The organism is Paenibacillus sp. FSL H8-0175 (assembly GCF_045040615.1).
Lineage (GTDB): Bacteria > Bacillota > Bacilli > Paenibacillales > Paenibacillaceae > Paenibacillus_AQ > Paenibacillus_AQ odorifer.
Genome location: NZ_CP150299.1, coordinates 3280050 through 3305463 on the forward strand (window position 1 = coordinate 3280050; position 25414 = coordinate 3305463).

At 40.9% G+C, this 25414-nt stretch carries 28 protein-coding genes; 24 read left to right on the plus strand and 4 right to left on the minus strand.

All coding sequences use genetic code 11. From position 1 onward, the window contains the following. Positions 1–92 precede the first annotated feature (92 nt). From MHH46_RS14675 to MHH46_RS14705, 7 genes are all read left to right on the plus strand, one after another. Complete coding sequence (locus tag MHH46_RS14675) at positions 93–1286, plus strand: metallophosphoesterase (protein ID WP_076194285.1); 1194 nt, start codon at positions 93–95, stop codon at positions 1284–1286. Positions 1287–1425: 139 nt separating this feature from the next. Continuing rightward, positions 1426–1875 carry a MarR family winged helix-turn-helix transcriptional regulator gene (locus tag MHH46_RS14680; RefSeq protein ID WP_076129332.1) on the plus strand — a complete coding sequence of 150 codons (450 nt, stop codon included), beginning with the start codon at positions 1426–1428 and terminating at the stop codon, positions 1873–1875. 17 nt (positions 1876–1892) lie between these two features. Beyond that, positions 1893–2699: an NmrA family NAD(P)-binding protein gene (locus tag MHH46_RS14685; RefSeq protein WP_076194283.1), complete on the plus strand. Its 807-nt coding sequence runs from the start codon at positions 1893–1895 to the stop codon at positions 2697–2699. A 71-nt stretch (positions 2700–2770) separates the two neighbouring features. After that, entirely contained in the window at positions 2771–3448 is a 678-nt protein-coding gene (locus tag MHH46_RS14690; protein ID WP_076129334.1) for a response regulator transcription factor, read from the plus strand. Continuing rightward, a complete protein-coding gene (locus tag MHH46_RS14695; protein WP_076194281.1) occupies positions 3445–4821 on the plus strand; it encodes a cell wall metabolism sensor histidine kinase WalK in 1377 nt (458 codons plus the stop codon). The genes MHH46_RS14690 and MHH46_RS14695 overlap by 4 nt, the downstream gene beginning before the upstream one ends. A gap of 123 nt (positions 4822–4944) precedes the next feature. Then, on the plus strand, positions 4945–6009 hold the full coding sequence (locus tag MHH46_RS14700; RefSeq protein ID WP_340034474.1) for an ABC transporter permease: 1065 nt from the start codon (positions 4945–4947) through the stop codon (positions 6007–6009). Beyond that, positions 6006–6689, plus strand: coding sequence for an ABC transporter ATP-binding protein (locus MHH46_RS14705; RefSeq protein WP_076129337.1), 684 nt, complete (start codon positions 6006–6008; stop codon positions 6687–6689). The genes MHH46_RS14700 and MHH46_RS14705 overlap by 4 nt, the downstream gene beginning before the upstream one ends. A 24-nt stretch (positions 6690–6713) precedes the next feature. Here the strand turns inward: MHH46_RS14705 and MHH46_RS14710 are convergent, their stop codons facing one another. Genes MHH46_RS14710 through MHH46_RS14725 form a run of 4 tightly spaced genes read right to left on the minus strand, consistent with a single transcriptional unit; the run spans position 6714 to position 9855 of the window. After that, positions 6714–7604, minus strand: a complete 891-nt coding sequence (locus MHH46_RS14710; protein WP_036678189.1) for a LysR family transcriptional regulator — start codon at positions 7602–7604, stop codon at positions 6714–6716. A gap of 22 nt (positions 7605–7626) precedes the next feature. Further along, complete coding sequence (locus MHH46_RS14715; protein WP_076194276.1) at positions 7627–8481, minus strand: SDR family oxidoreductase; 855 nt, start codon at positions 8479–8481, stop codon at positions 7627–7629. A 34-nt stretch (positions 8482–8515) separates the two neighbouring features. Further along, on the minus strand, positions 8516–8992 hold the full coding sequence (locus MHH46_RS14720) for a GNAT family N-acetyltransferase (RefSeq protein WP_076129380.1): 477 nt from the start codon (positions 8990–8992) through the stop codon (positions 8516–8518). Positions 8993–9021: 29 nt separating this feature from the next. Then, a complete protein-coding gene (locus MHH46_RS14725; protein WP_076129339.1) occupies positions 9022–9855 on the minus strand; it encodes an AraC family transcriptional regulator in 834 nt (277 codons plus the stop codon). A 157-nt stretch (positions 9856–10012) separates the two neighbouring features. Here MHH46_RS14725 and MHH46_RS14730 point away from each other — a divergent pair, with 157 nt between their 5' ends. The 17 genes from MHH46_RS14730 to MHH46_RS14810 all read left to right on the plus strand — a co-directional run bounded on the left by MHH46_RS14730 (position 10013) and on the right by MHH46_RS14810 (position 25413). Beyond that, complete coding sequence (locus MHH46_RS14730; protein WP_076129340.1) at positions 10013–11176, plus strand: Gfo/Idh/MocA family protein; 1164 nt, start codon at positions 10013–10015, stop codon at positions 11174–11176. Between the two features lie 25 nt (positions 11177–11201). After that, on the plus strand, positions 11202–11963 hold the full coding sequence (locus MHH46_RS14735) for a sugar phosphate isomerase/epimerase (RefSeq protein WP_076129341.1): 762 nt from the start codon (positions 11202–11204) through the stop codon (positions 11961–11963). A gap of 32 nt (positions 11964–11995) precedes the next feature. Further along, positions 11996–13084, plus strand: a complete 1089-nt coding sequence (locus MHH46_RS14740) for a Gfo/Idh/MocA family protein (protein WP_076129342.1) — start codon at positions 11996–11998, stop codon at positions 13082–13084. 30 nt (positions 13085–13114) lie between these two features. Then, entirely contained in the window at positions 13115–14116 is a 1002-nt protein-coding gene (locus MHH46_RS14745) for a Gfo/Idh/MocA family protein (RefSeq protein WP_076194274.1), read from the plus strand. Positions 14117–14352: 236 nt separating this feature from the next. Next, a complete protein-coding gene (locus tag MHH46_RS14750; RefSeq protein ID WP_076194272.1) occupies positions 14353–15393 on the plus strand; it encodes a hypothetical protein in 1041 nt (346 codons plus the stop codon). A gap of 216 nt (positions 15394–15609) precedes the next feature. Beyond that, positions 15610–17118, plus strand: coding sequence for a malate:quinone oxidoreductase (locus MHH46_RS14755; protein ID WP_076129345.1), 1509 nt, complete (start codon positions 15610–15612; stop codon positions 17116–17118). A 138-nt stretch (positions 17119–17256) separates the two neighbouring features. After that, positions 17257–17673: a GntR family transcriptional regulator gene (locus MHH46_RS14760; protein ID WP_076129346.1), complete on the plus strand. Its 417-nt coding sequence runs from the start codon at positions 17257–17259 to the stop codon at positions 17671–17673. Then, a complete protein-coding gene (locus MHH46_RS14765) occupies positions 17670–18356 on the plus strand; it encodes an ABC transporter ATP-binding protein (RefSeq protein WP_076194270.1) in 687 nt (228 codons plus the stop codon). The genes MHH46_RS14760 and MHH46_RS14765 overlap by 4 nt, the downstream gene beginning before the upstream one ends. Further along, entirely contained in the window at positions 18353–19198 is an 846-nt protein-coding gene (locus MHH46_RS14770) for a hypothetical protein (protein WP_076194268.1), read from the plus strand. The genes MHH46_RS14765 and MHH46_RS14770 overlap by 4 nt, the downstream gene beginning before the upstream one ends. A 24-nt stretch (positions 19199–19222) precedes the next feature. Next, on the plus strand, positions 19223–20437 hold the full coding sequence (locus MHH46_RS14775; RefSeq protein ID WP_076194266.1) for a hypothetical protein: 1215 nt from the start codon (positions 19223–19225) through the stop codon (positions 20435–20437). Between the two features lie 208 nt (positions 20438–20645). Next, entirely contained in the window at positions 20646–21128 is a 483-nt protein-coding gene (locus tag MHH46_RS14780) for a DUF2975 domain-containing protein (RefSeq protein WP_038570783.1), read from the plus strand. A gap of 10 nt (positions 21129–21138) precedes the next feature. Then, positions 21139–21354: a helix-turn-helix transcriptional regulator gene (locus tag MHH46_RS14785; protein ID WP_076129351.1), complete on the plus strand. Its 216-nt coding sequence runs from the start codon at positions 21139–21141 to the stop codon at positions 21352–21354. A gap of 2 nt (positions 21355–21356) precedes the next feature. After that, complete coding sequence (locus MHH46_RS14790) at positions 21357–22133, plus strand: DUF817 domain-containing protein (protein ID WP_076194264.1); 777 nt, start codon at positions 21357–21359, stop codon at positions 22131–22133. A gap of 184 nt (positions 22134–22317) precedes the next feature. Continuing rightward, the gene (locus MHH46_RS14795; protein WP_076129353.1) at positions 22318–22974 is read left to right on the plus strand and encodes a CatB-related O-acetyltransferase; all 657 of its coding nucleotides are present in this window, start codon (positions 22318–22320) and stop codon (positions 22972–22974) included. 150 nt (positions 22975–23124) lie between these two features. Continuing rightward, positions 23125–23640, plus strand: coding sequence for a GNAT family N-acetyltransferase (locus MHH46_RS14800; protein WP_076129354.1), 516 nt, complete (start codon positions 23125–23127; stop codon positions 23638–23640). A gap of 30 nt (positions 23641–23670) precedes the next feature. Continuing rightward, a complete protein-coding gene (locus MHH46_RS14805; protein ID WP_076194262.1) occupies positions 23671–23907 on the plus strand; it encodes a DUF3977 family protein in 237 nt (78 codons plus the stop codon). Positions 23908–24024: 117 nt separating this feature from the next. After that, positions 24025–25413 (plus strand): serine hydrolase, encoded by a 1389-nt coding sequence (locus MHH46_RS14810; RefSeq protein ID WP_076194260.1) that lies wholly within the window; start codon positions 24025–24027, stop codon positions 25411–25413. The last annotated feature ends 1 nt before the right edge of the window (position 25414 follow it).

The following is a 25414-nucleotide window of genomic DNA, read 5'->3' on the forward strand; positions in this document are numbered from 1 at the left end:
AACACCGCATTGCAGTTTATACTGGGTTAACGGTTTGTGTTATGATTTGAGATAAGAAGTAGAGAAGTAGTTAGGTAAAGGGGAGAAAAACGATGAAAACATTACGAATGTTAGCTTCAGGATTTGCTATGCTGCTCATTCTGGGTCTTGTTAATTTCTACATTGGCTATCACGGCTGGTTACTTATTCATGAATGGTTTTCAGGTGTTTCGTCAGCAGTATTCTGGACATTATTTATGCTGATCGCTTTTGCGTATGTCATTGGAATGATCCCATGGCCAAAATCGGTTAAACCGATCGCCAGATTCTTTAAAGTGATTGGATCGTATTATTTAGCGTGTATGGAATTTGCAATCATTATGTTACCTTTGGCAGACCTATTATATGTGATACTGGGATGGTCAGGAATCAATCGTACCTATTACATTGCAGAAGCGGGCGGGACAATTCTGATATTACTGGCAGTCTTTCTGGTCTGGGGTTCAATCAACGCCTGGAGTACCGTGATCCGCACACATTCCATACCTATTGATAAATCTATTGGCACCAGCACGCCATTAACGATCGCGGTTGCTTCAGACCTGCACTTAGGGAATATCGTGGGCAATCGTCATCTCAAAAAAATGGTGGCACAAATGAACGCGATGCAACCCGATGTGATTTTGCTGGCTGGAGATGTCTTGGATGACAGCATTGAACCTTTTATCCGCAATAGTATGAGTGAACAGATTAAACAGTTAAAAGCTCGTTATGGTGTCTACGCAGTACTGGGCAATCACGAATATTATGGTGGATCAATTAAGGAATATACCGATTTGATGAGTAGTATTGGGATCAAGGTCCTGCAAGATGAGGTTGAAGAAGTCGCAGGAACGTATATTGTAGGCCGAAAAGACAAGACAGCCGAGACGATGGAAGCTGGTGGCAGACAAAGTGTAAGCACCTTGCTCGAAGGACTTGATCTTACACGTCCTGTGATTATGATGGATCATCAGCCTACAGGCTTCGACGTAGCCGCTCAAGCTGGGGTAGACGTTCTACTCTCGGGTCATACACACCGAGGACAGATTGCTCCTAATCACTGGATCACTAAACGTTTGTTCGAGCTGGACTGGGGATATCTTCGTAAGGAGAATTTGCATGTAGTCGTGTCGTCAGGTTATGGAACATGGGGACCCCCAATTCGTTTAGCAAGCCGGTCGGAGATCATTAGGCTGGAGGTTATGCTGGAGGGTTCTAAAAAATACAGTGAAGAGCCTGTTTCCACAAAAACGGTGTTAATCTAAAGTGAGTTTATATAGAGGCTGTTTCATCAGCAGATTTATCTGCCAGGTGAGGCAGCTTCTTTTTTTGACAACTCATGAGGAGTGTAGTATGTTTAAAATTAGTTAAGGACTTAACTATATTGGAGCTGAATTATAGAATATGGATCATTTACAACAGTTTGTGCTGAATCAGCCATTGCATACCAAAGCATTTTTTACATTAGTTGAAGCTACTGCAAATTTAGTTTCTGTTTCTGAGAAATATTGGCAGTCGAAAGGATTGAACGGAGCAAGAATTCGTATCTTGGTGGAGATCTCTAAACAGGGAGGTGCGATTCTGCCTTCTACATTGGCTCACATTATTGGAGTTACCAAAGCTAATATAAGCATGCTGTTAACACCATTGGAGCGAGATGGATTAATAACCCGTTCGAATGATACCAAGGATGGCAGAAAAAGCGTCATTTCGATTACGACTGAAGGCCAGCAATTACTTCTGGAGCATCTTCCAGAGAATCGTCAGGCTGTCGCAGAGAGAATGAAGAATCTGAATGATCAGGAGCTTCATCAACTTATCTTTTTATTACAAAAACTGAGTACATTCGAATAACAGAAAGGGTGTTATGTATGTCGATTATGGTTACAGGAGCCACAGGTCAATTAGGCAGCTTAATTATGGAGAAGCTTGAGAAGTACGTTCCGGCTAGTCAAGTTATTGCTTGTGTTCGTCAGCCAGATAAAGCTGTTAATTTTTTAGAAAAAGGGTTCGAAGTCCGTTTTGGCGATTATGACCAGTTAGATACGCTGATTGAAGCTTTTACTGGGGTCACAACGTTACTTTTAATCTCCAGCTCTCATACCGATGATAAGATCAGATTACATCAGCATGCTCAGGTCATTCATGCAGCAAAAAAGGCCAATGTGAAGCATCTGCTTTATACTGGATTTGCCTTTCCACCCAAAGGTCCGATTCCTTCTTATCATGTCCATTTACTTACTGAGCAGATGATTCTTGAATCAGGGATAGATTATACGTTTCTACGTAACGCTTTGTACATAGATTTTGTGGGTGTGCTTGGGTTGAAGGAAGCGATGGAAAGCGGCGAGCTACTCACTTATCCAGGGAACTGGCAGTTTAATTCAGTCACTCGTGAGGACCTCGCTTTAGCTACGGCAAAGGTTCTTACAACGAATGGACATATGAACCAAGTCTACGAACTAGCTGCACCCAACGTTTGGGACTTCAACGAATTAGTTGATGTATTATCAGAGTTATCAGGGAAAAAAATTACGTTTCGCCAGGATTCAAGTATTCAGCATTGGATTTATTCGTTTTTAGCGAAGATAGATACTGCTTCTACATCAAAAGATCTGGAGAGACTGATGGAGCGGCCGGTTACCACACTTAGAGAGAGTATCAAGCCTTTTGTTTGATCTGACTTTAGTTGTTCTATCGTTATAAAGTTGTTACTATGAGTTCATCCATTATTCAGGGAGTGTAAATGATGAAGAAGATTTTAGTAGCAGATGACGATGTGAATATTCGAACATTATTAAAACATGTACTAACAAGGGAAGGATATCAGGTGATGGAGGCCAGTGATGGCCGAGATGCGATACATAAATTGCAGGACAGTATTGCGGATTTAGCGGTCGTAGATGTAATGATGCCACATGTAGATGGGTTAGAGCTATGTCAGCATATTAGAGAAACGTATGATATTCCGATCATTTTATTGACAGCACGTCAGCAGCTGAGTGATAAAGAGCAAGGTTATTTGCGGGGGACGGATGATTATCTAACGAAACCTTTTGAGCCTGAAGAGTTGCTATTTCGGATCAAAGCGTTATTTCGCCGCTATTCCATTGCTTCAGATGATCGGATTCGATTAAATTCTCTAGTTATTGACCGCAAAAATTATGAAATAACCGATGGTGATGAGGTTCTGCTGCTACCGGTAAAAGAGTTTGAGCTTCTGGCTCAACTCGCACAATATCCAGGCAGGTTATATACACGTAGTGAGTTAATTGAACTGGTATGGGGCATGGATTATGAAGGGGATGAGCGAACAGTCGATGTACATATCAAACGTTTGCGTCAGCGCTTCGTAGATTATCAGGAAGATTTTGTGATCCGAACCGTTCGAGGCATTGGCTATAAATTGGAGATGGTTAACGTATGAGATCCTTGTATGTCCGGATGTGTATTGTCTTCTGTTCAGTAATTGTGGTGAGTAGCCTTCTTGGATTTTTGGTGTCTAATATTTATTATCAAGCCCAGATTAAATCTCAGAACGATGCCAAACTTACCGGAATGGCTATCGAGGTTCAACAATTCGCAGAATCACATCCGGAGACAATGGAGGATTATTTGCGGAGTATAGCCAAGCTGGGTTATAAAATCTATTTAACAGATGCTGAAGGGGAATCAAGATTCTACGGTAAGCCCTTTAGAAAAGAAGATTTGGATGAGCAGCAACTAGAGAAGGTTCTGAATGGGCAAATTTATCATGGGGTTGCGGATTTCCCGGACAGTGCATTTATTACCGGATTTTTTGATAATCAACTGCGTAATTCAATTGGTGTTCCTGTAAAAGTAAACAATGAGACGTATGCTTTGTTTATGCGTCCGGATGCTGAAGTACAATTCGGTGAGCTGCGCGTCTTTTTTGCTGTGATCATTGGGTTCACCGTGTTGTTTAGCTTAGGCTTTGTAATGATTAGCGTACTGCATGTAGTTAGACCTATTACACGTTTGACGACGGCCACTAAACGGATCTCAAAAGGCAGATACGATATCAAATTGAATACGTGGCGGCGTGATGAGATTGGCCAGTTAGCTTCCCATTTTATGATTATGAGCCGGGAGCTGGAACGAACAAATCGGGCACGTCAGGAATTTGTCGCTAATGTATCACATGAAATTGAGTCGCCATTAACATCAATTCAGGGATTTGCCCAAGCGTTACAAGATTCAACCTTACCTGAGGATGAACGGTTACAGTATCTCAATATCATTGACCAAGAAAGCCATCGTCTTTCATTGCTAAGCAAACAGCTGCTTACCTTGTCTTCGCTTGATTATGATCCTAATTCCATACAGAAAAAGTCGACAGACTTGCGTGCACAACTAAGACAGGTCGTACAAATCATGGAATGGAGATTAACAGAGAAACAACTGGCCGTGCGTTTGAATCTTGCAGATATCAGCGTTCTAGGTGATCCAAATCTATTGTTCCAGGTATGGATGAACCTGCTCTCCAACGCCATAAAATACACACCTGCTGAGGGTTCCATTATGATTTCCGCGAAGCTTGTGGAACAGAACTGTATTGTTTCTGTGTCTGATACGGGTGAAGGCATTTCAGCCGAGGAGTTACCGTTAATCTTTGATCGTTTCTATAAAGTAGATCGAGCACGAACACATGAAACCCATAGCAGCGGACTTGGACTTGCGATTTCTCAAAAAATCGTAGAAGCGCATAACGGAACCATTGAAGTAACCAGTACTTTGGGTGAAGGGACTACCTTTACAGTTACACTTCCGCTTTTGTAATTCATTATTCATACTCCGTTCATTTTCATCTTCTAAACTGTGACTATACAGATTAGAAGGAGTGGTAATATGTTTTTAGCCTTAAGGGAAATGCGACATTCTAAAGCCAGATACCTATTAATTATGGTTATCATGTTATTGGTTTCCTTTCTTGTACTTTTCGTCACGGGACTAGCCAGAGGATTAGCTTATGCAAATATCTCTGCAGTAGAGAACATGCCGGCGAATTATTTTGTAGTGCAAGGGGATGCGGATCAGACCTTTAGACGTTCTCAGTTAACAGATGCGGAGCTCCAGAATGTACGTGCAGTAGTTGGAGACAATAATGCATCTTCACTTGCAATGCAGATGAGCACTGTCACTGCTAACGAGGCAGACGTAAAAGCAGATATTACTTTTTTTGCAGTAGATATGAATGGGTTATTAGCTCCTAAAGTAGTTGAAGGTGACAAGATTACGAATGAGACAAACGGTAAAGTCCTTGTTGATCGTGACCTGGAACAGTCAGGAATTAAACTTGGCAGTATCATTCGTGATCAGGCAACCGGGATGGAATTTACTGTCGCAGGTTTTGTTGAGGATAGCTCTTACAGCCATACCCCAGTAGTTTATATCAACAATCAGGATTGGCAAGCTATGAAGCAGGGGGTTAACCAAGGAGAAGAAACCTCTTCGTCGGTACCGTTTAATGTGATTGCCCTTAATGCGAATGCTGATCAAGTAAATAAGATTTCAACGAATGTAAAAGATGTAGAGGTCATTACTCAAAAAGTAGCTATATCCAATGTTCCGGGCTACTCGGCAGAGCAGGGTTCACTGCTAATGATGATTGTTTTCCTGTTTGTGATCGCAGCGTTTGTTCTGGCGGTATTCTTCTATGTCATTACGATTCAGAAAACAAGTCAGTTTGGTATTCTGAAGGCGATGGGTACTAAAATGTCTTACTTGGCTTGGAGCGTGGTAGGGCAGGTCATGATTTTAGCTATATCAAGTCTTTGCATTAGCTTACTGCTTACCTTTGGGATGAATAAGGTCCTGCCTGATTCGATGCCATTCCAACTGGAGCCTTCCACCATTCTTTTAACCAGCTGTTTATTCGTTGGGATGTCTCTTTTAGGATCACTAATTTCTGTCGCTAAAGTGGCAAAAGTAGATGCATTAGAAGCTATTGGGAGGGCTGGAGCATGAGTGCAAAACTAATCATGAAGCAAGTAACCAAAAACTACGGTGATGGCGATACAACGGTGTCTGTGCTGAACAATTTGAATCTGATCGTTAATGAAGGGGAATTCGTTGCTGTCCTTGGACCTTCGGGAACAGGGAAAAGTACATTCCTTTCAGCGGCTGGTGCACTTCTAACACCTACTAGTGGTGAAATTTTTATAGATGGGGAATCACTTACAGATAAAAGTAAAAGTGAGCTGACGGAGCTCCGTTTAGAGAAGATAGGTTTTATGTTCCAAAGCGCTCAGTTGTTGCCTTATTTGAAGGTGGAGGAGCAACTCCTTTTTGTAGCCAAGCAGGCGAAAATGAGTGCTAAGGAAGCGAAGGAACGGGCTGCTGATTTGATGAAGCGGCTGGATATCTGGAAACGGCGTAATCATTATCCGGAACAGCTCTCCGGTGGGGAGAAGCAGCGTGTAGCTATCGCTAGAGCATGGATGAATAAACCAGCGATTCTTTTTGCAGATGAACCGACAGCCAGTCTGGACTTCAAACGCGGAAGAGAAGTTGTACGCATGATCGCTGATGAGGTGAAGAGTGAAGGTAAAGCAGCGGTAATGGTCACTCATGATGAACGGATGCTCGAATGGTGTGACCGCGTTCTGCATCTGGAAGACGGGCATTTGGTTGAACATCAAGTATAATTTCATAGTGTGGAAGAAAAAAAGCTACTTGTCTTTTCTAAAGACAAGTAGCTTTTTTATAAAGACATCGGTAGCTAAGGAAGAAGAACATTCTTGATGTCGGATGATTGAGAATTGCCTTTCCAGATGATGTTGTCTGATTGGCAGCTCTTTGATCTCACCGCTTTCTAGTTCCTTCCGTACAATCCATCTGGAGAGCATGGCGATTCCGAGGCCAGAGGCTACAGCTTCTTTAACACCTTGAGAGCTGTTGAAGACATAGGATCTTTTAACAGATATATCTTCCTCCTGTAGGAAATGATCACTGAAAGCTCGTGTACCCGAGCCGTGTTCGCGAAGCACCCAAACCTGATCCTGCAACATACTCTGCTCCACAGAAATCGCTTTTGACAGAGGGTGGGTAGCAGGAGCGACCATAATCATCTCGTCTTTCATATAAGGAGTGACATTCAGATCATTCTCATGGACCTCACCTTCAATAAACCCTATGTCCAGTTCGTTGGATTTAACGCCTCCAATAATCTCCTCAGTATTGCCTATCGTCACTTGCAGCTTGACCTGCGGATATTGATTGGCAAAATCAGCAAGTCTTGCCGGCAAAATATATTCACCTATAGTAAAACTAGCGCCGATATGTATACTCCCAGTGACTTCGTCCTGAAGCATATGGATTTCCTGACTTGCTTCATCGAAATGAGCCAATATTTGTTTGGCGTGTTTATAAAGAATACTGCCGGCTTCTGTTAATCTAACCTGTTTAGAAGAACGATGCAGGAGTTTAGCACCGAGCTCATTCTCAAGATTCCGGATATGCAGACTGACACCGGGTTGAGATAAATTCAGCGCTTCTCCTGCTTTGGAAAAATGACTCAGTTCAGCTACAGTAACGAATACGCGTAATGGATCTACAATCATTGTAATCCCTCATTAGATTAGTCTATACTCCCGAATAAGCCAAGAATCCACCGTCAACGGGGACGGTAACTCCGGTCACAAAGCTGGACATTGCTTCATCTGCTAACCAGAGTAGTGTGCCAAGCAGATCCTCCGGCTTTCCAAAGCGGCGCATTGGAGTATGAGAGATGATTTTTTGGGAACGGTCTGTAAGTTCGCCATCTTCACGAACCAACAGCTTCTCATTTTGTTTAGTAAGGAAAAAGCCAGGGGCAATGGCATTCACACGTATACCAGACTCAGCGAAATGAACGGAGAGCCACTGGGTGAGATTATTAATTCCTGCTTTGGCAGCGCTGTAGGCAGGTACTTTGGTCATTGGAGAAGGTGCACTCATGGATGAAATATTAATAACAGATGTGCCCGTTCTGCCGAGCATCTGCTTGGCAAAAACTTGGGTTGGGATCAATGTTCCAATCAGATTAAGGTCCATCACATTGCGAAATCCATCTACACTAAGGTCAAAAAAAGTAAATATGTCCGGGTTCTCCAGGTCATCATTTTTGAAAATCTCTTGGGTCGTATTTGCTGAGGAATCATTTCCGCCAGCTCCGTTAATTAATAGATCGCAAGGCCCCCAGTGATTCTTAACGGCTTCTGCGGCTCTCATAACACTCTGTTGATCTGTAACATCACAGGAGAGTGAAATCGCTTGACCGCCTGCGGCTGTAATTTCAGCGGCAACCAAATCTCCTTTAGCTGCGGTGCGATTTAGAATCGCGACTTTAGCTCCTTGCCGACCTAACTCTAGCGCCATAACCCGGCATAATACACCGGCTCCTCCGGTAATCACAGCGATTTTCCCTTCTAATGCTGGATGCAAAGTTAATTCTATCATAACCATTGAGCCTCCCTAAAAGTCCTGAGTGTGATTAAAGTTCCTTATCAAGTACATGCTGTGATTTTTTTGGCGAAAATCCTATATGATTATAGAACTGTACAGCATCTTCTCTGGTTTGATTGGTACGTACTCTAATTTTGCTAAACCCTGTTTGGATTGCCCATCGTTCACAGGTTTCTACAAGCTGTCTGCCAATTCCTTCTCCGCGGCAAGTCTGATCAACAACAAGACCTCCGATTTCAATAAATGAAGGAGATTCAAGTAAGATTCGAACGGTCGCATGTATCCATCCTACCAATTGGTGATCTGATTCAGCTACATATACAGTATGATCTTTGTGTGTTCCGATTTCTTGTAGTCTTTCTCCTAATTGTTCGATATTCAAAGGATATCCAAGCTGGCTTGAGAGTCTTGCTATCTCTTGAATGTCGCTTATAGATGCTGTTCTGATAAGAATATCGTTCACCACCTCAAAATTGTAGGTTAGAGCCTTTTTATTATAGTTCAACACATAGATTAGGACATTCCCTAATAAATTTACTTAGTGCTGTTACGATAGGCAGAAGGGGAGATTCCTATTGTCTTTTTGAAATATTTAGAGAAATGGGCTAATTCCATACTGACTTGCTCCGCGATATCTGAAATGCTGAAATTGCTATAAGAAAGCTGTCTTTTAGCATGCTCCATTCTTTTCAATTGTACATAATGCATGGGGGGAACCCCTATAAATTTCTTGAAGTAGGGGATGAAATAGTTCGGATGTAAGTGGACAATTTCTGCTAACTCTTCTATTTCTATGGGTTTATCCAGCCGCTCATCAATATATTGAAGCACATAGGCGAGCTTTCCTTGATCCCCCGTATGTATAAATTCTTGCATAAAGTCTGTTTTGATATTCTCGTTCGATTCAAGACAAGTAGCAATTAGATTGAGGACGTTCGCCTGAGTACGCAGAATGGACAATACATCATCTTTTTGAAACTGTTCGATCATTTCTGTGAAAATAACCCGTACGGAATCTGGGTTGGGCGCATCACAGATAAACAGTTTGTTTGCCGAATGGAATAAGGGCCACTCCCCAATATCAGCATCAAAATGGCAGAAATAGCGTGTATAGGGATCATTCATTGACGTCTCTGTAGTTTGAGTGCTTCCTGCGGGCATGATCATTAGCTGACCTGCTCTCGGATAATAAGTAACACCGTTAATGATAACTTTTCCCTCACCGCGGTCAATAAAATACAGCCGATTAAAGGTTGGAGTTTCCAACGTACGATTCCACCCGCTATATCCGCTTCTAAGTTGGGCATGGGTCACTTTTACGGTAAGATTCTGGAGGAATCTGCCGGTAAGGTTACCTGGATTATTCATCATCTAGCTCCTCTATGACTTGATTATCCTTATTATAACGAATTAATTTAACTAAATCATCTTATTATTGTGCAAATAATGCTTAGTTTCGCTCATGTTCATGTCTATTAATTAAGTATATTCTCATAACATAACCTCAAATAGGGAAGTGATCTGATTGAATAAAGTACGGTATGGCATTATTGGAATTGGGAATATGGGGAGTGCACATGCACAAAGTCTGTTGAATCATATTAAAGATGCTGAGCTTGCAGCTGTATGTGATGTAAGGGAAGAACGTTTGAAATGGGCAGAAGAGCATTTACCGGAAAGTGTACAGAAATTTGCAACACCCCAAGAGTTATATGAGTCTCATCTCATAGATGCAGTATTAATCTGTACTCCACATTATGATCATCCAACTTTAGCTATCGAGGCTTTTCAATATGGCTATCATGTATTGGTTGAGAAACCGGCTGGGGTCTATACCAAAGCTGTTAAGCAGATGAACGAAGCTGCAGCAAAGTCTGATCGCAAATTCGGAATCATGTATAACCAGCGGACGAATCCTTTGTATCAAAAGCTTAGGGATCTCATTCAGTCTGGTGAACTAGGCGAAATCCGCCGCACAAATTGGATTATCACCAACTGGTACAGATCACAAAGTTACTATAACTCCGGTGGTTGGCGGGCTACATGGGCAGGCGAAGGTGGTGGGGTGCTGCTGAATCAAGATCCTCATCAACTAGATTTATGGCAGTGGACGACAGGTATGATGCCTAAGCGGATCAGAGCGTTTTGTCATTTTGGTAAATACCGCAATATTGAGGTTGAAGACGATGTAACCGCTTATGTGGAATATGAAAATGGTGCGACAGGGCTTTTTATCACCACAACAGGTGAAGCACCGGGAACTAACCGTTTCGAAATTACTGGTGATCATGGAAAAATCGTAGTGGAAGACGGGAAATTAACCTTTTGGCGTCTACGCACGCCGGAGCCGCAATTCAATGCAGAGTTTACGGGAGGATTCGGCAGTCCAGAATGTTGGAAATGTGAGATTCCTGTAGAAGAGGGTGGCGGGGAACAGCATAAAGGAATTTTGCGGAACTTTACGAATGCCATTCTACACGATGAGAAATTGTTAGCTCCGGGTGAGGAAGGCATTCACGGTCTAACGCTATCTAATGGGATGTATTTATCGGCTTGGACCGACGATTGGGTGGAGTTACCGATTGATGAAGATTTATTTTATGAGAAGCTCATGGAAAAGGTGGAGAATTCTAACTTCAACAAAGAAACCACAGCCGCCCAAACCTTTGATGTTAAGGGAACTCATTAAATTTTAATCAGAGAGGAAAGATCCTATGAATCGTTCAACCATTGCTGCTCAAATGTACACATTACGTGATTTTACTAAAACTGCGGAGGATTTAAAATCCACTTTTCAAAAGGTCTCTGCTATGGGTTATGAAGCTATTCAGATTTCAGGCATCGGGCCAATCGATCCGAAGCTCGTAAAAGAGTATGCAGATGAAGCAGGACTGGCAATATGTGCAACCCATGTGTCTTGGGATCGGCTAGTGAACGATTTAGATGCTTTAGCCGCTGAACATAAGCTGTGGAACTGCAAAAATATTGGACTAGGAAGTTTACCGGAAAAATTCCGTACGGGGCAAGAAGGTTACCGTGAATTCGCCAAGCTGATGTCGGGCATTGCAGTTACACTAAAAGAACAACATGATCTGCAATTTGTTTATCATAATCACGATTTTGAATTTGAACGGTTTGATGGATTGACTGGCATGGAAATTCTGCTCACTGAGTCTGATCCTGCCGTTGGTTTTGAGCTGGATTTATATTGGGTTCAAGCGGGCGGAGGGAGTCCAGCCGAATGGATACGCAAAGTTGCAGGTCGAATGCAGGTAGTGCATTTAAAAGATATGGCGATTGTTAATAGAAAACAGATCTTTGCTGAAATCGGTGAAGGGAATATGGACTATAAAGAAATTATCAATGTCTGTCGCGAAACGGGTGTTGAATGGTTCGTAGTGGAGCAGGATGTTTGCCGCCGTGATCCTTTTGAAAGCTTGGAGATCAGTCTGCGGTATCTTCTTAATACCTTATAGAATGGAGTAATACTAATAGAAGGAGGGTTTCTATGAATCGAAAAAATGGGATGACCTATGCACCAACGTATGAATCCAAACCCGTAGTGAAGGCGGGGGAATTCATCATTGCCGCTATTGCCCTAGATCACGGTCATATTTACGGGATGTGTAACGGACTGGTTGAGGCAGGGGCAGAGCTGAAATGGGTATATGATCCGGACGAGGAAAAGGTCAGAAATTTTATTAGTAAATATCCCGGTGTCAAAGCTGCCGGATCAATGGAAGAAGTTCTGGAAGATCCCGAAGTACAATTAATTGCAGCGGCCGCAATTCCATCTGAACGAGGACCTTTAGGCAATAGAGTAATGGCTCACGGTAAGGACTATTTTACGGATAAAGCCCCCTTTACGACCCTGGAACAGCTTGAAACCGCTAGAGCAATGGCAGCTGCAACCAATAAGAAATATATGGTCTACTATAGTGAACGCCTTCACGTTGAAAGCGCTATCTATGCGGGGCAGCTGATTCAACAAGGCGCTATTGGCCGTGTCCTGCAAGTCATTGGATTAGGGCCACATCGTCTAAATGCTCCTAACCGGCCGGAATGGTTTTTCCAAAGGGAGAAATATGGTGGGATTCTATGTGACATAGGCAGTCATCAAATAGAACAATTTTTGTATTATGCAGATTGTCAGGATGCTTCGGTTATTCATAGTAAAGTGGCCAATTACAATCATCCGACTTATCCCGAATTAGAGGATTTTGGTGATGCTACTCTTGTAGGGGACAATGGGGCAACACAATATTTTCGCGTGGATTGGTTTACCCCTGATGGGCTGGGCACTTGGGGAGACGGGCGCACGATGATTATGGGGACTGAAGGATACATTGAACTGCGTAAATATACTGATATAAGTCGTTCAAATACACCGGATCATGTGTACTGGGTCAATGGGGAAGGGGAACATTATGAGCATGTAGCAGGAAAGGTTGGTTTTCCTTTCTTTGGTGAGCTAATCCTTGACTGTCTGAATCGGACAGAGCTGGCGATGACACAGACCCATGTGTTCAAAGCTGCCGAGCTATGTCTGAAGGCTCAAGAGCAAGCGATCAATCTAACCCCAGCAATACTCAGATAACGATGGAATGATGAACGGAGGGTAATATAAATGAAAGAACTTGGAGCAGCCATTATTGGATGCGGAGCCATTTTCCCTCTTCATGCAAAAACATTAACAGGCATCGATGGTGTGAGACTACTTGCGGTTGCAGATATTGATGCTGATAAAGCATTGCAGACGTCTAATGAATATGACTGCCAAGCCACTAATGATTATAGAGAAATTTTAAAGGATGACCGTATTCATGTTGTACATCTCTGTACGCCTCATTATTTACATGCAGAGATGGCTACGGAGTTGTTACAAGCAGGAAAACATGTCCTTACCGAAAAGCCTATGGCGGCAGATCTTCCTTCAGCCAGACGAATACTTGAAGCCGCACAGCAAAGCACAGGTCAGCTTGGTGTGGTGTTTCAGAACCGTTATAATGATGCCTCGATGTATATTAAGCAGGTGATTGACTCAGGAATATATGGGAAGCTGCTCTGTATGAAAGGAATCGTGACCTGGCACCGTAGCGAAAGTTATTATAGCGATAGTAACTGGAGAGGACGCTGGTCTACGGAAGGTGGAGGTCTGCTAATTAACCAAACCATTCATACACTGGATTTACTTCAGTGGTTTGGTGGAGAGGTGGCATCGGTGAAAGGGAGTATTACCACGGATGTGCTAAATGGGGTCATAGAGGTAGAAGATACCGCCCATGCCTGCATCGATTTCACTAGTAATGTCAGAGGGCTTTTTTATGGTACAAATACCTATCTGGAGAATTCTCCAGTGGAGCTGGAGCTAGTTTTTGAAAAGGGTACTATCAACCTCCGCAGAGATCATTTGTATCTTTGGAAGGATGGAAAGGAAACCTTGCTGTGCGAGCCTAGTTTCAGTGCCACGGAAGGTAAATCCTATTGGGGCACCGGGCATAAGAGACTGATTGAGGACTTCTATGAACATGTCGCCAGGGGTCAAAAGTTTTGGTTGGATGGTGCTGAAGGGATAAAAGCGCTGGAGTTGGTGGCGGGGATTTATAGTTCATCGCAGAAGGCTGAATAAATGATAATTAAGCTGTATCAAAAGTAGATTAATCTACGAATGATACAGCTTATTGTATTTTAATGTAAAACACTTGTACTCAATCCTCCTAAATCAACGAAACTCTAAATAACCTGTAACCTTCCTTGGTAGCTTGTCCATGGGGTTGATTTATGTAATTATGTTCTTGGGTAAGTAATTCGTAGATTTACAATAAATATACACTGATGATTAACGGCAAGTAGGAGGGATTAGAAATGAGTGTTACATGGAAAAGAAGGATTCTGATCAATGATCCTATTTCACTAGATCCAGTTCAGATTCAGCAAGACTTGTACAGCGGCAACCAAGTTATTGTCCAGTTCTCTGATCCATCGACCTATGGTTCGATTCTGGATGAAGTAAATGAGCTTTGCGCGCGTTTTGATGAAAATTTTGGAGTGCGTTTTTATGGCCACTATTCTGTATCCTTTGATTGTGAGACACTCCTGCAGATTCCAAATGTTAAAATGCTGCTGCTGAATTGTCTTCACCAGGCACATAACACGAACGTATTGGCTAAGCTGAATAACCTGTATAGTCTGAGCGTGGGGATATATGAGCTTGAAAATCCGGAAATTCTGAGTATAGATACGTTACGGTCTCTAAGTATTTTAAATATTAGCTCGGAGAAAAAGATGCTTAATCTGGAATACCTAAAAGAATTCTCCCGTTTAGAACAGTTGCATGTTATAGGTAAGGTTAAAAACCTTGATGCTATTGGAGATCTGGAGGATCTTACCTATCTCGCGCTGCACTCCATCAGCAACAAACCCTTACATTTTATTAATCGGCTAAAGAAATTGAAAGACCTACGTATTTTACTTGGAGGCAGAGAACATATTCAGGACATCGAAGAAAATGAAATCGAGAGCCTGGAAATTTGTAGAGTCCGTGGCTTTCATGACCTGAGTAATATTTCGGTTTTTCGTGCGTTAAAAAAGCTTGTGATTGAAGATCAAATCCAGCTACGTGAGATTAACTTTGATCAGCAGATGAAGGCACTGGAAGAGCTAACGATTATGAATTGCAAAACATTGGCTCATTTGACGGGAATGGAGCAATTACCTTTTCTGCACAAGCTTCGTATTTTCAAAACGGCGATCGATTTTGATTCATTTATAGAACAAGAGCTTCCAATCGGCTTAACCACATTAGAGTTTGCAACTTTTAAAAGAAAAGTAGATCAGGAAATTCAAAAAACAATAGTGGGGATGGGCTATCAAAACGGAATTGTCTACAATGAGAACAGGGCATGATGCAGCCTTTTTTTGTTCCATAAATCTTGAGGACTTATTTCTATCTTTTTTACAAGCTTTTAAATATTTTATTTTTTTCATATAATAGTAGATATTAAATTTATAAATAATTGTAATACACCATGATAAGGTTATAATTGATACAGAAAAGGTGTGACGCCTAAGAAGGAGCGCCCACATCCTTTCTGCAAAATTCAGGGGATAAGGATGGTAATAATGGGCAAAAGTGCAACTGATACAGACGTCATTTTAATTGGTGCCGGAATCATGAGTGCGACTTTAGGAACACTTTTGAAGGAATTAGTACCGGAATGGAAAATTAAAGTATTTGAAAAGCTTGAAAAAGCAGGGGAAGAAAGCTCTAATGAATGGAATAATGCAGGAACCGGGCATGCGGCGCTCTGTGAGCTTAATTATACTGTTGAAAAGCCAGACGGATCTATAGATATTAGCAAAGCTATTCAGATTAATGAACAGTTTCAGCTTTCGATGCAGTTTTGGTCTTATCTTGTAAATCGCAAGCTGATACATACTCCCCAGGACTTTATTATGCCGTTACCTCATATGAGTTTGGTGCAAGGGGAGAAGGATATAGCTTTTTTAAAGAAAAGATTTGAAGCGCTCTCAAAAAATCCTTTATTCCAAGGGATGGAATTTTCCGCTGACTCTAAAAAACTGATGGAATGGATTCCGCTTATTATACAAAATCGTCCTGCGAACGAATCCATTGCGGCTACAAAAATTGACTCTGGAACGGATGTTAACTTTGGTGCTTTAACGCGTATCTTATTTGAGCATTTAAAGAGTAAAAACGTCGATCTCCACTACAAACATAGTGTCAATAGTATGAAGCGCAACAGTGCTGGCTTATGGGATCTAAAAATCAGAAATGCCAGCGGTAACATTGAACAACATACAGCGAAATTTGTGTTTATTGGTGGCGGGGGAGGAAGCCTGCACTTACTGCAGAAATCCGGTATTCCTGAAGGGAAACATATTGGTGGATTCCCAGTAAGCGGTATTTTTATGGTGTGTAATAATCCGGAAGTTATTGCGCAGCATCATGCCAAAGTATACGGCAAAGCTAAAGTTGGAGCCCCTCCAATGTCCGTACCGCACTTAGACACAAGATTTATCGACAATAAAAAATCACTGCTATTTGGACCATTTGCCGGCTTCTCACCTAAATTCTTAAAAACGGGCTCCATGTTTGATTTAATAACTTCTGTGAAACCGGATAACCTCATAACAATGCTGTCGGCAGGTGCTAAAAATATGTCATTAACAAAATACCTGATCGAACAAGTGCTGTTATCGAAAGAAAAACGTCTGGAAGAACTGAAAGAGTTTATCCCCAATGCCAAAATTGAAGATTGGGATCTTGTTGTAGCTGGTCAGCGTGTGCAAGTTATCAAAGATACAGAAGCTGGCAAAGGCACACTTCAATTTGGTACGGAGGTTATTAGTGCCGCTGATGGTTCGGTCGCAGCATTGTTAGGGGCTTCCCCTGGAGCTTCTACGGCTGTTCACGTGATGCTTGAAGTGCTTAACAAATGTTTCCCTCAATATATAAAAGAATGGGAACCCAAAATTAAAGAAATGATTCCTTCTTATGGTTTGTCACTAATGGATAATCCCGTGCTTCTTCAGAAAATTCACACTACAACAGCAGATACACTGGGTTTAGGTGGAAAAGAACATGTTTTTAATCAAAAGGTGTTTTAGTAATAAAAGAGCTGCCGAGAGGCAGTTTTTTTTTTGCTCAAATCTGAACTATTGACACAAAAGTGTATTACACGTATAGTACATAAATGAGATGTATGAACCACTTAGTACACACACTTAGTATATGGAGTTGGTTGTATGACAGAAGAACAGAAATCAGGCGTCAGCTTTAATATTCGTGAGCCGGTATATATTCAAGTTGTGCGTCATTTCAAGGAACAGATCGCCACAGGGCAAATCGGAGCGGGAGACAAAATTCCTTCACGGCGTGAACTGGCATCAGTAATGAAGATTAATGCGAACACGGCGCAGAAGGCATATAAGGAAATGGAGGAACAGGGTTTGATCGTAACAGAAGGGAATTCCCCGAGCCGAATTACACAGGATCAGCAAATCCTAAACTCGATTCGAGCTGAATTAATCGAAAGTGCAGTGGATATATTCATCAGCTCCATTCAGAATATTCAAATTCCAGTTGAAGAACTGGTAGAGATCATAAAGACAAAATATACATCCGAGCGCAAGTTATCTCCAGAGGGTGGTGACACAAGATGATCCAAGTGAATCAGATGGTAAAGAATTATGGATTCAAGAAGGTACTAAATGGCGTTAGCTTCACTGCTGCCAAGGGAGAGATTACCTGCCTGATCGGAATCAATGGTGCCGGGAAGTCAACAGTGCTAAAGTCTATCATGGGACTGACACCATTCAAAGGGGAAGTCTTAATCGATAACGCATCACTAACGCCTGCGATGTATGAGAAAATGACTTTCATACCAGATTCGTTAACGATGCCCTCCAATATGCGAATTGCTGATTGCTTGAGCTTTATGGCTGACTTTTATCGGAATTGGAACGCTGAACGTGCAAAGGAAATGCTTAAGTTCTTCCGACTGAGCTCTTCAGATCGCGTATCCTCATTGTCGAAAGGGATGGCTGCGAAGGTGAATTTGTTGCTGGGACTTGCCTTGGATTGTGATTACATTCTAATGGACGAGCCGTTCTCGGGAATTGATATGTTCAGCCGCGAGCAAATTACTGATGTGTTCACGAGTGAATTGATCGAGGATCGTGGTGTGATTATTACAACTCATGAAATTAACGATATTGAGCATTTAATTGATAAAGCGGTCTTGCTACAGCACGGGAAGGTAGAACGTGAATTCTACTGTGAAGAAGTTCGCGAGCAGGAAGGTAAGTCCATTACGGACGTAATGAGAGAGGTGTACATGAAATGAGAGCTTTTGTGAAGCTATTGAATTTTGAAATGAACCGATTTGCCAAAATATATATTGGACTCATGGTGCTGACAGTTGCCTTGCAGCTTGCAGCAGTCACCATCGGTGCTAATCATTGGCTGGATTCTGCGAATGAGGCAATGAGAGTGAATCAATGGACGCTTGAGCAATATCACAATGTGACTGGATATATTCAGCTAAACAGTATGATGTATGCTCGCTATAATGGACTTCTATATTTCGGACCCATATTTTTGAGCATAACAGTGTTGCTAATATATAGCTGCTTCATCTGGTACCGTGACTGGAGAGGTAAAAATACGATAGTATATCGCCTGCTCACCTTGCCATCCAATCGGGCGAATTTGTATTTTGCCAAGCTGGTTACGATCTTGCTATTCGCATTTGGACTTGTTGCCCTGCAAATTGTCCTTGTGCCACTGGAGCGTTTGATAGCACAGTCGATTCTTCCTGCTGAACTATATCGGAACATCTCGGTATTTGATTATTTGAAGTATCCTACTGTGCTTAAAGTTCTGGTTCCGCCCTACTTTTCTGAGTTTGTTCTATATTATGGACTGGGCATTACGGTCTTGATCGTCTTGTTCACAGCGATTCTAATGGAGCGGAGCTACAGACTGAAAGGGATCGGCTTTATCATATTATACTTAGCGGTTCTGGCTGGATTAGCCTCAATACCCTATCTTATGGGTTATAGCAGATATGATAGCTACTTCTATCCCGGAGAGATCATAGGTGCTTGTCTCGGATTAATAGTGATTATTGCTGGAGGTTCGCTTTGGTACAGCTTATATCTATTGCGTAAGAAAATATCGGTATAATTGAAGGGGTATGGAGGTTAAGGAATGAGAAAATATATGGTTACCGCCGTTCTTGTAGTGTTCTCGGTTGTTACAATCGGGACGTATTATGTACAGGCCTCACAAGAGACACTACCTAATTATAAGCTGACGATGGTTCAAGGGGATGCTTCCCTCGTTGAAGGTATAGCCTTATACGGAAATTATCTGACTAAGGATAGTGTTTTTGGCATCAAACGAGCTAATATCACTACAAATGGTACAGATTATCCAGATGAAAAGTTAACGATCAGCCAAAGCTTAAACCGAAGACCAGTGAACACACAATTGGATAAATGGAGGGATCAGCATCGTCAGTTCATGCGTGGGAAGAAGAACTTAGCTGGGTTCTATGAAAATCAGGATATGCTTGCTTACGTGAATTGGACCGTAGATAAGCAGCAATCAAATGATCCATCAGCGAAGAAAAATGCTAGACTCAGTATTTCTGTGCTTAATAAGCAAAAGGATAATACGCAGGAAATCAGATCCGATATCAATGTGGATCATGATATTTCAGATATCTATGTACAAAATGTACAGCTTGTTGATCAAGAGCTTGTTGCAATGGTGTTTTTGAATCACGGCGCCAAAGGTTATGTAACTGAACCGCAGATTATCCGTGTTAATCTAACAACAAAGGAGATTACGAATGAGCCGCTCGTATTACCAGGAGCTAAATCTGAAGCAGCAAATGGGGATAATCAATTCGTTAGGTTAGCCAATCAAAATCTGGATCACTCGGATCAATGGATTTTAACGGTTAGTAAAGATAATCATAAAAAGGCATATCAAGTAGATGTTGCAACAGGACAAATCTCGCCGCTCGCGTTCCAAGGGCATGAAATGTTATTGAATAATATTATGAATGCGTATGGACAGAAAATTTATTTCCTGCAAAAAGCTGTATCGGGTAAGGAGAATATAGGATTTACTGTTATTTCTTACGATCTCGTGAGTAAAGAATATGAGACTACTCTGAAGAATACCAATATAGATTTAAGTGAAAACATTACCTATGATTTTAAACAAGACTATCTCTATATTGTGGGTTATAAGAATATGGATAATAAGTACTTCAAAGGTAATCGTCTATATGTATTCAATTTGACAAGCGGTAACCTTGAATACGAAGGAAAAGCAGTATCAACAGAAGCTGCAAATCAGGCTGAAGATGAAGCTAACATGGATTTGAATTTTATCGATCTCGGTCAGTATTAGAATTACTTGTAGAATAGAAAAATAGAGATAAAGAGATATGAAAAGGTGAAATAAGCCGAGCTAGTGACTTCAAAAGTCAATTAGCTCGGCTTTTTAGTCGAAAGTTATAAAACAACCAATAATAACTGTATATCGATTAAAATATATTGTAAAACGATAAATAATATGATAAATTCAATTCACAATAAATCTGTGAGGTGTGTTTATTATGGAAAGAGGATCAACACTTTTTTTAAGGGCAGCGGTTATTCTTATTGGTATCCCGGTGCTTGCCTTGTGCATATTTGTGGTGCCGGAAATAGCGAGTTTCGCAGCAGAACTGTATCCGGATTATAGTTTATTGAAATATCTCATTGCCATTGATTTGTATGCCTCGGCGATACCTTTTTACTTTGCACTGTATCAAGCTTTTAAACTGTTAGGCTATATTGACAAGAACAATGCTTTCTCGGAAATGTCTGTACAGGTTTTAAAGAAAATAAAATATTGTGCAATCATCATCAGTTGCTTGTATGTAGTTGGTATGCCACTCTTTTACCTCATGGCGGAGAAAGATGATGCCCCAGGGATTATAGTCATCGGCTTGATTATCATTTTTGCCTCCATGGTGATTGCCGTTTTTGCTGCAGTTCTACAAAAGCTTTTAAAAGAAGCTATTGATATAAAATCAGAAAATGACTTAACTGTCTGAGGTGAAAACAATGGCGATTATAATTAATATCGACGTGATGCTGGCTAAAAGAAAAATGAGTGTTACTGAGCTTTCGGAGAGAGTTGGAATAACAATGGCTAATCTTTCTATATTGAAAAATGGAAAAGCAAAAGCGGTGCGATTATCAACGTTAGAGGCAATTTGTAAGGCTTTGGAATGTCAGCCTGGAGATCTATTAGAATACAAAAATGATGAGGAAACATAAGAATGAAGTCAATAACACAATTACTGCATTTCGGATATCATCAGGCGATGAGTTGTATATTTCCTGTTGCGATTTTTGGGACTTTAGCTCTTTCTAACATAATAGAAATGCCTTTTCTTTACCGTTATGATGCCATTCTTCTAATACTGCTTACAGTGCAGTACCTCATGTACCGTACTGGATTAGAGACACTGGATGAAATAAAAGTAATCTGTGTGTTCCACGTTATTGGTTTATTGCTGGAAATCTATAAGGTAAAGATGGGTTCATGGGCATACCCTGAGCCAGGGTTTACGAAGGTGTTTGGTGTACCCCTCTATAGTGGATTTATGTATGCAAGTGTCGCAAGCTTTATGTGCCAGATATGGCGAAGATTGAAAATGGATATGACCGGTTGGCCGGGGCTTGCTTCAGCGGGATTGTTGGGAGGAGCCATCTATTTGAATTTTTTCACACATCATTTCATTCCTGATTTTCGTTGGTGGCTGACAGCGCTTGTGGTTGTTGTCTTCTGGAAAACATGGATCACTTATAGGGTACGGACGGTTACCTATCGAATGCCCTTGACACTGGCCTTTTTTATTGTAGGATTTTTTATCTGGTTAGCTGAAAATATCGCTACATTTTTTAATGCATGGAAATATCCTGATCAATATCAAACGTGGCAACTGGTTAGTTTCAGTAAGATCAGTTCGTGGTTCCTTCTAGTGATCATTAGCGTCATTATAGTTGCCCAGCTTAAACATGTTAAGGCTAGCCGTAATCCGATAAATTCATAATTGAGCTGAGTTCGGACAATACGGTTGATTTGACGAATAAATCATTCGTTTGTTACAATGACGGCATCAATTAGGAAAAGGATGAGGACGATGGTTCGTCGTTTGAAAAGGTTTAAGAATGTCGCTACTGCATCAAGCTTCTAAGTATAAATGAATTACATTACTTAGAAGCGAGGGAAAGAAAATGAAACAACATCAGTTCAGCCACTGGTCTGAAACTAAGTATTTAAAGGATATTGTCACCAACCCAATGATAGAGGTAGGAGAGTACTCTTACTACTCTGGTTATTACGATAATCTTGATTTTGAAGATGGGTGTGTCAGATACCTTTGGGGTGATGAACAATCAAGAAAGTTGTTTAATCCCAGTGAAGATTATGGTTGGCATTTAGATAAATTGATTATAGGAAATTATGTTTGTATTGCTAGTGGTGTAATTATTCTCATGGGTGGGAATCACAATCATCATCCTGAATGGATTACCGTGTATCCTTTTGTAGACCAGATTGCAAACTCTTACGAATCCAAAGGGGATACAAACATTGCTAGTGATGCCTGGATTGGGATGAATGCAATGATTATGCCCGGCGTGAAAATAGGCGAAGGTGCTATTGTTGCGGCAGGATCAGTTGTTGTAAAGGATGTCCCACCGTATACGATAGTAGGCGGCAATCCTGCTAAAGTGATCAAGCAACGGTTTACAGATCAAGAAATCGAAAAGTTAAAGGAAATGCGCTGGTTCGATTGGAAACGTGAGAAAATTGAACAAGCCACGTCTATCTTTTCCAGTTCATCTATTGATCAATTATATGACTTTTACCTTAAAGAAATAAAAAAATAACAAAATCAGAACAGGCTGCCGGTATATTCGGCAGCCTGTTCTTTTATCTGACAGGTTAGTTTAACAATAATTGTTTTTTACCAGATTAATCCTAATTAGTATGTTAATATAGGAATGGACTCATTTAATAAGTTAGGAGGAAATTATATTATGGCCTTACCTTTACAAATCCGTCGAATGACACAAAACGATATTGATATTATACATACGGGGTTATCTGAGCATGACGTAAGCCAACCTCTTGATTATGTCCAACGTTGTTGGCAAGAAAATCAAAATGAAAAGCGAGTTACACTTTTAGCTTTTTGTGAAAATGAGTTTGTTGGATGGGGACATGTGGTATTCAGGTCGGAATATCCTTATTTTGCAGAGAATAATATACCTGAAATTCAAAACTTTGACGTCATCCCGCCATTTAGGAAACGTGGGGTAGGAAGTGTATTAATTGAAGCTCTTGAAAAAGATGCTTTTACTATATCTAATACTATTGGTATTGGATTTGGATTATACGCTGACTATGGAACCGCACAACGGATGTATATAAAGCGTGGTTTTATCCCTGATGGGCGGGGAATCATGTACGATAATAAGCCTGTTGAGCCTGGGGCACATGTTTGTGTGGACGATGATCTCTGCCTTTATCTTATAAAAACTATTGAGCAATAAAAGCAGCTCATGTACGGGGGGAGATAGATTCTGAAGTATATCGAATTTGGTCTCGGCAATACATGGCTTATTAGAACTGAAACGGAGTTAGAGGATGGAACGGAATATGAAGAAAAAGGCATAGTGAAACCGGTAAAGTTCCGCTCATTATATTTAAGGATTTGGATTGGCAAAACTGTAATCATTCTAGACTTAAAACAAGGCTTGAAAATATGTAAGAAGAGTCGTAAATCGTTGAAGATTATTTTTGGTATAACAAGTCTTTAGGTTAAGTATGAGAAGGTTGCCGTCTAAATGAACAAATGGAGGAGACCTGACACGAGACTTAGCACTCCACCTGAGATTATTAGAAAACTCAAAAATATAACGACAAGCGAGGTTTAAATGGATAATCCAGAGAATTTGACCCAAGCGCTGTCTAAGTTTTATGAAGAACTTGAACGATCTGATTTACCGGTTAATACTTTTATGCTATTACGTAAGGGAGAAGTTATTACCGAGTTTTATCGTCAACCGTACCGCAAAAACGTTCCCCAGGTTTTATTTTCTCTAAGCAAGAGCTTTACATCTATTGCAGCAGGCATAGCATGGGATAACGGTTATTTTGAATTAACGGATAAAGTGGTTTCTTTTTTCCCGGATCAGCTTCCTAGCTCAATTTCACCTAATTTAGAGAAGATGACGATACATCATCTTCTTTCCATGAATACAGGACATAACAATAGTATCTATGGTGCGATAGCCAAGCAAAATGATTGGGTTCGTGCCTTTTTAGCTTTGGACGTAGAAGATGAACCGGGAAGTTATTACAATTACAATACACACGCCACTTATATGGTTTCGGCTATTATCGAAAAGACGACTGGAGAAAATCTTGTTGATTTTTTAATGCCAAGATTATTTACGCCATTGGACATAGAAAGACCAGAATGGGAGACTTGCCCGTTAGGAATTGTTGCTGGTGGAATGGGACTAAGCATACCAACAGATGGAATCGCGAAATTTGGCCAGATGCTCCTCAATCAAGGGGTTTACAATAGTCGTAGAATTGTTTCGAAAGATTATTTAAAGCTGGCGCTAAATGAACAAAGCGATAATCGTTGGGGACAAAATAAGGCTGACTGGTCAAACGGATATGGTTATCAGTTCTTTATGTGCAGGAATGGATGTAAGATGGGGAATGGAGCTTTTGGTCAATTGTGTTTCATTGATCCGAGTCAAGAGATTGTGATTGCTGCAACTTCAAGTTTTACCGAGATGAAGAAGTTACAGGATTTTTTAGATATCATATATGCAAAATTACTGAACTTTGATTGGCCAACGGTTGCATCTAACATTATAAAACCTCCTACATTTACCTCCTTAGTAAACAGGATAGTTAAAGTAGATTATAGATCGTACAGTGGAATTTATATCTTTGAAGATAATAAGCATAAAATCAAAGAATTAACACTGAAGTTTGAAGATGAGCACCTTAGTTTTTCTTTACTTTACGACGATCATTTAGATGAATTTCCGTTCGATTTTTTAAGGCCTACCCATGCAAAAAGTTTATTTATTAAAGACTTATCCCTTAGTGAGCAGGAAGTTTGTACATCTGCAAGCTGGCAATATGATGATTCCAAATTAATCCTCACGGTATATTACATTGAAACCCCTTACGTAGTTGATTACACCTTGAGCTTTAGCGGTAAAAAAATTGAACTGTATATGCATAGGAATCTTTCCTTGGAGGTTAGAGAAGACATAACTGTTATTGGTTGGGAGGGATGAA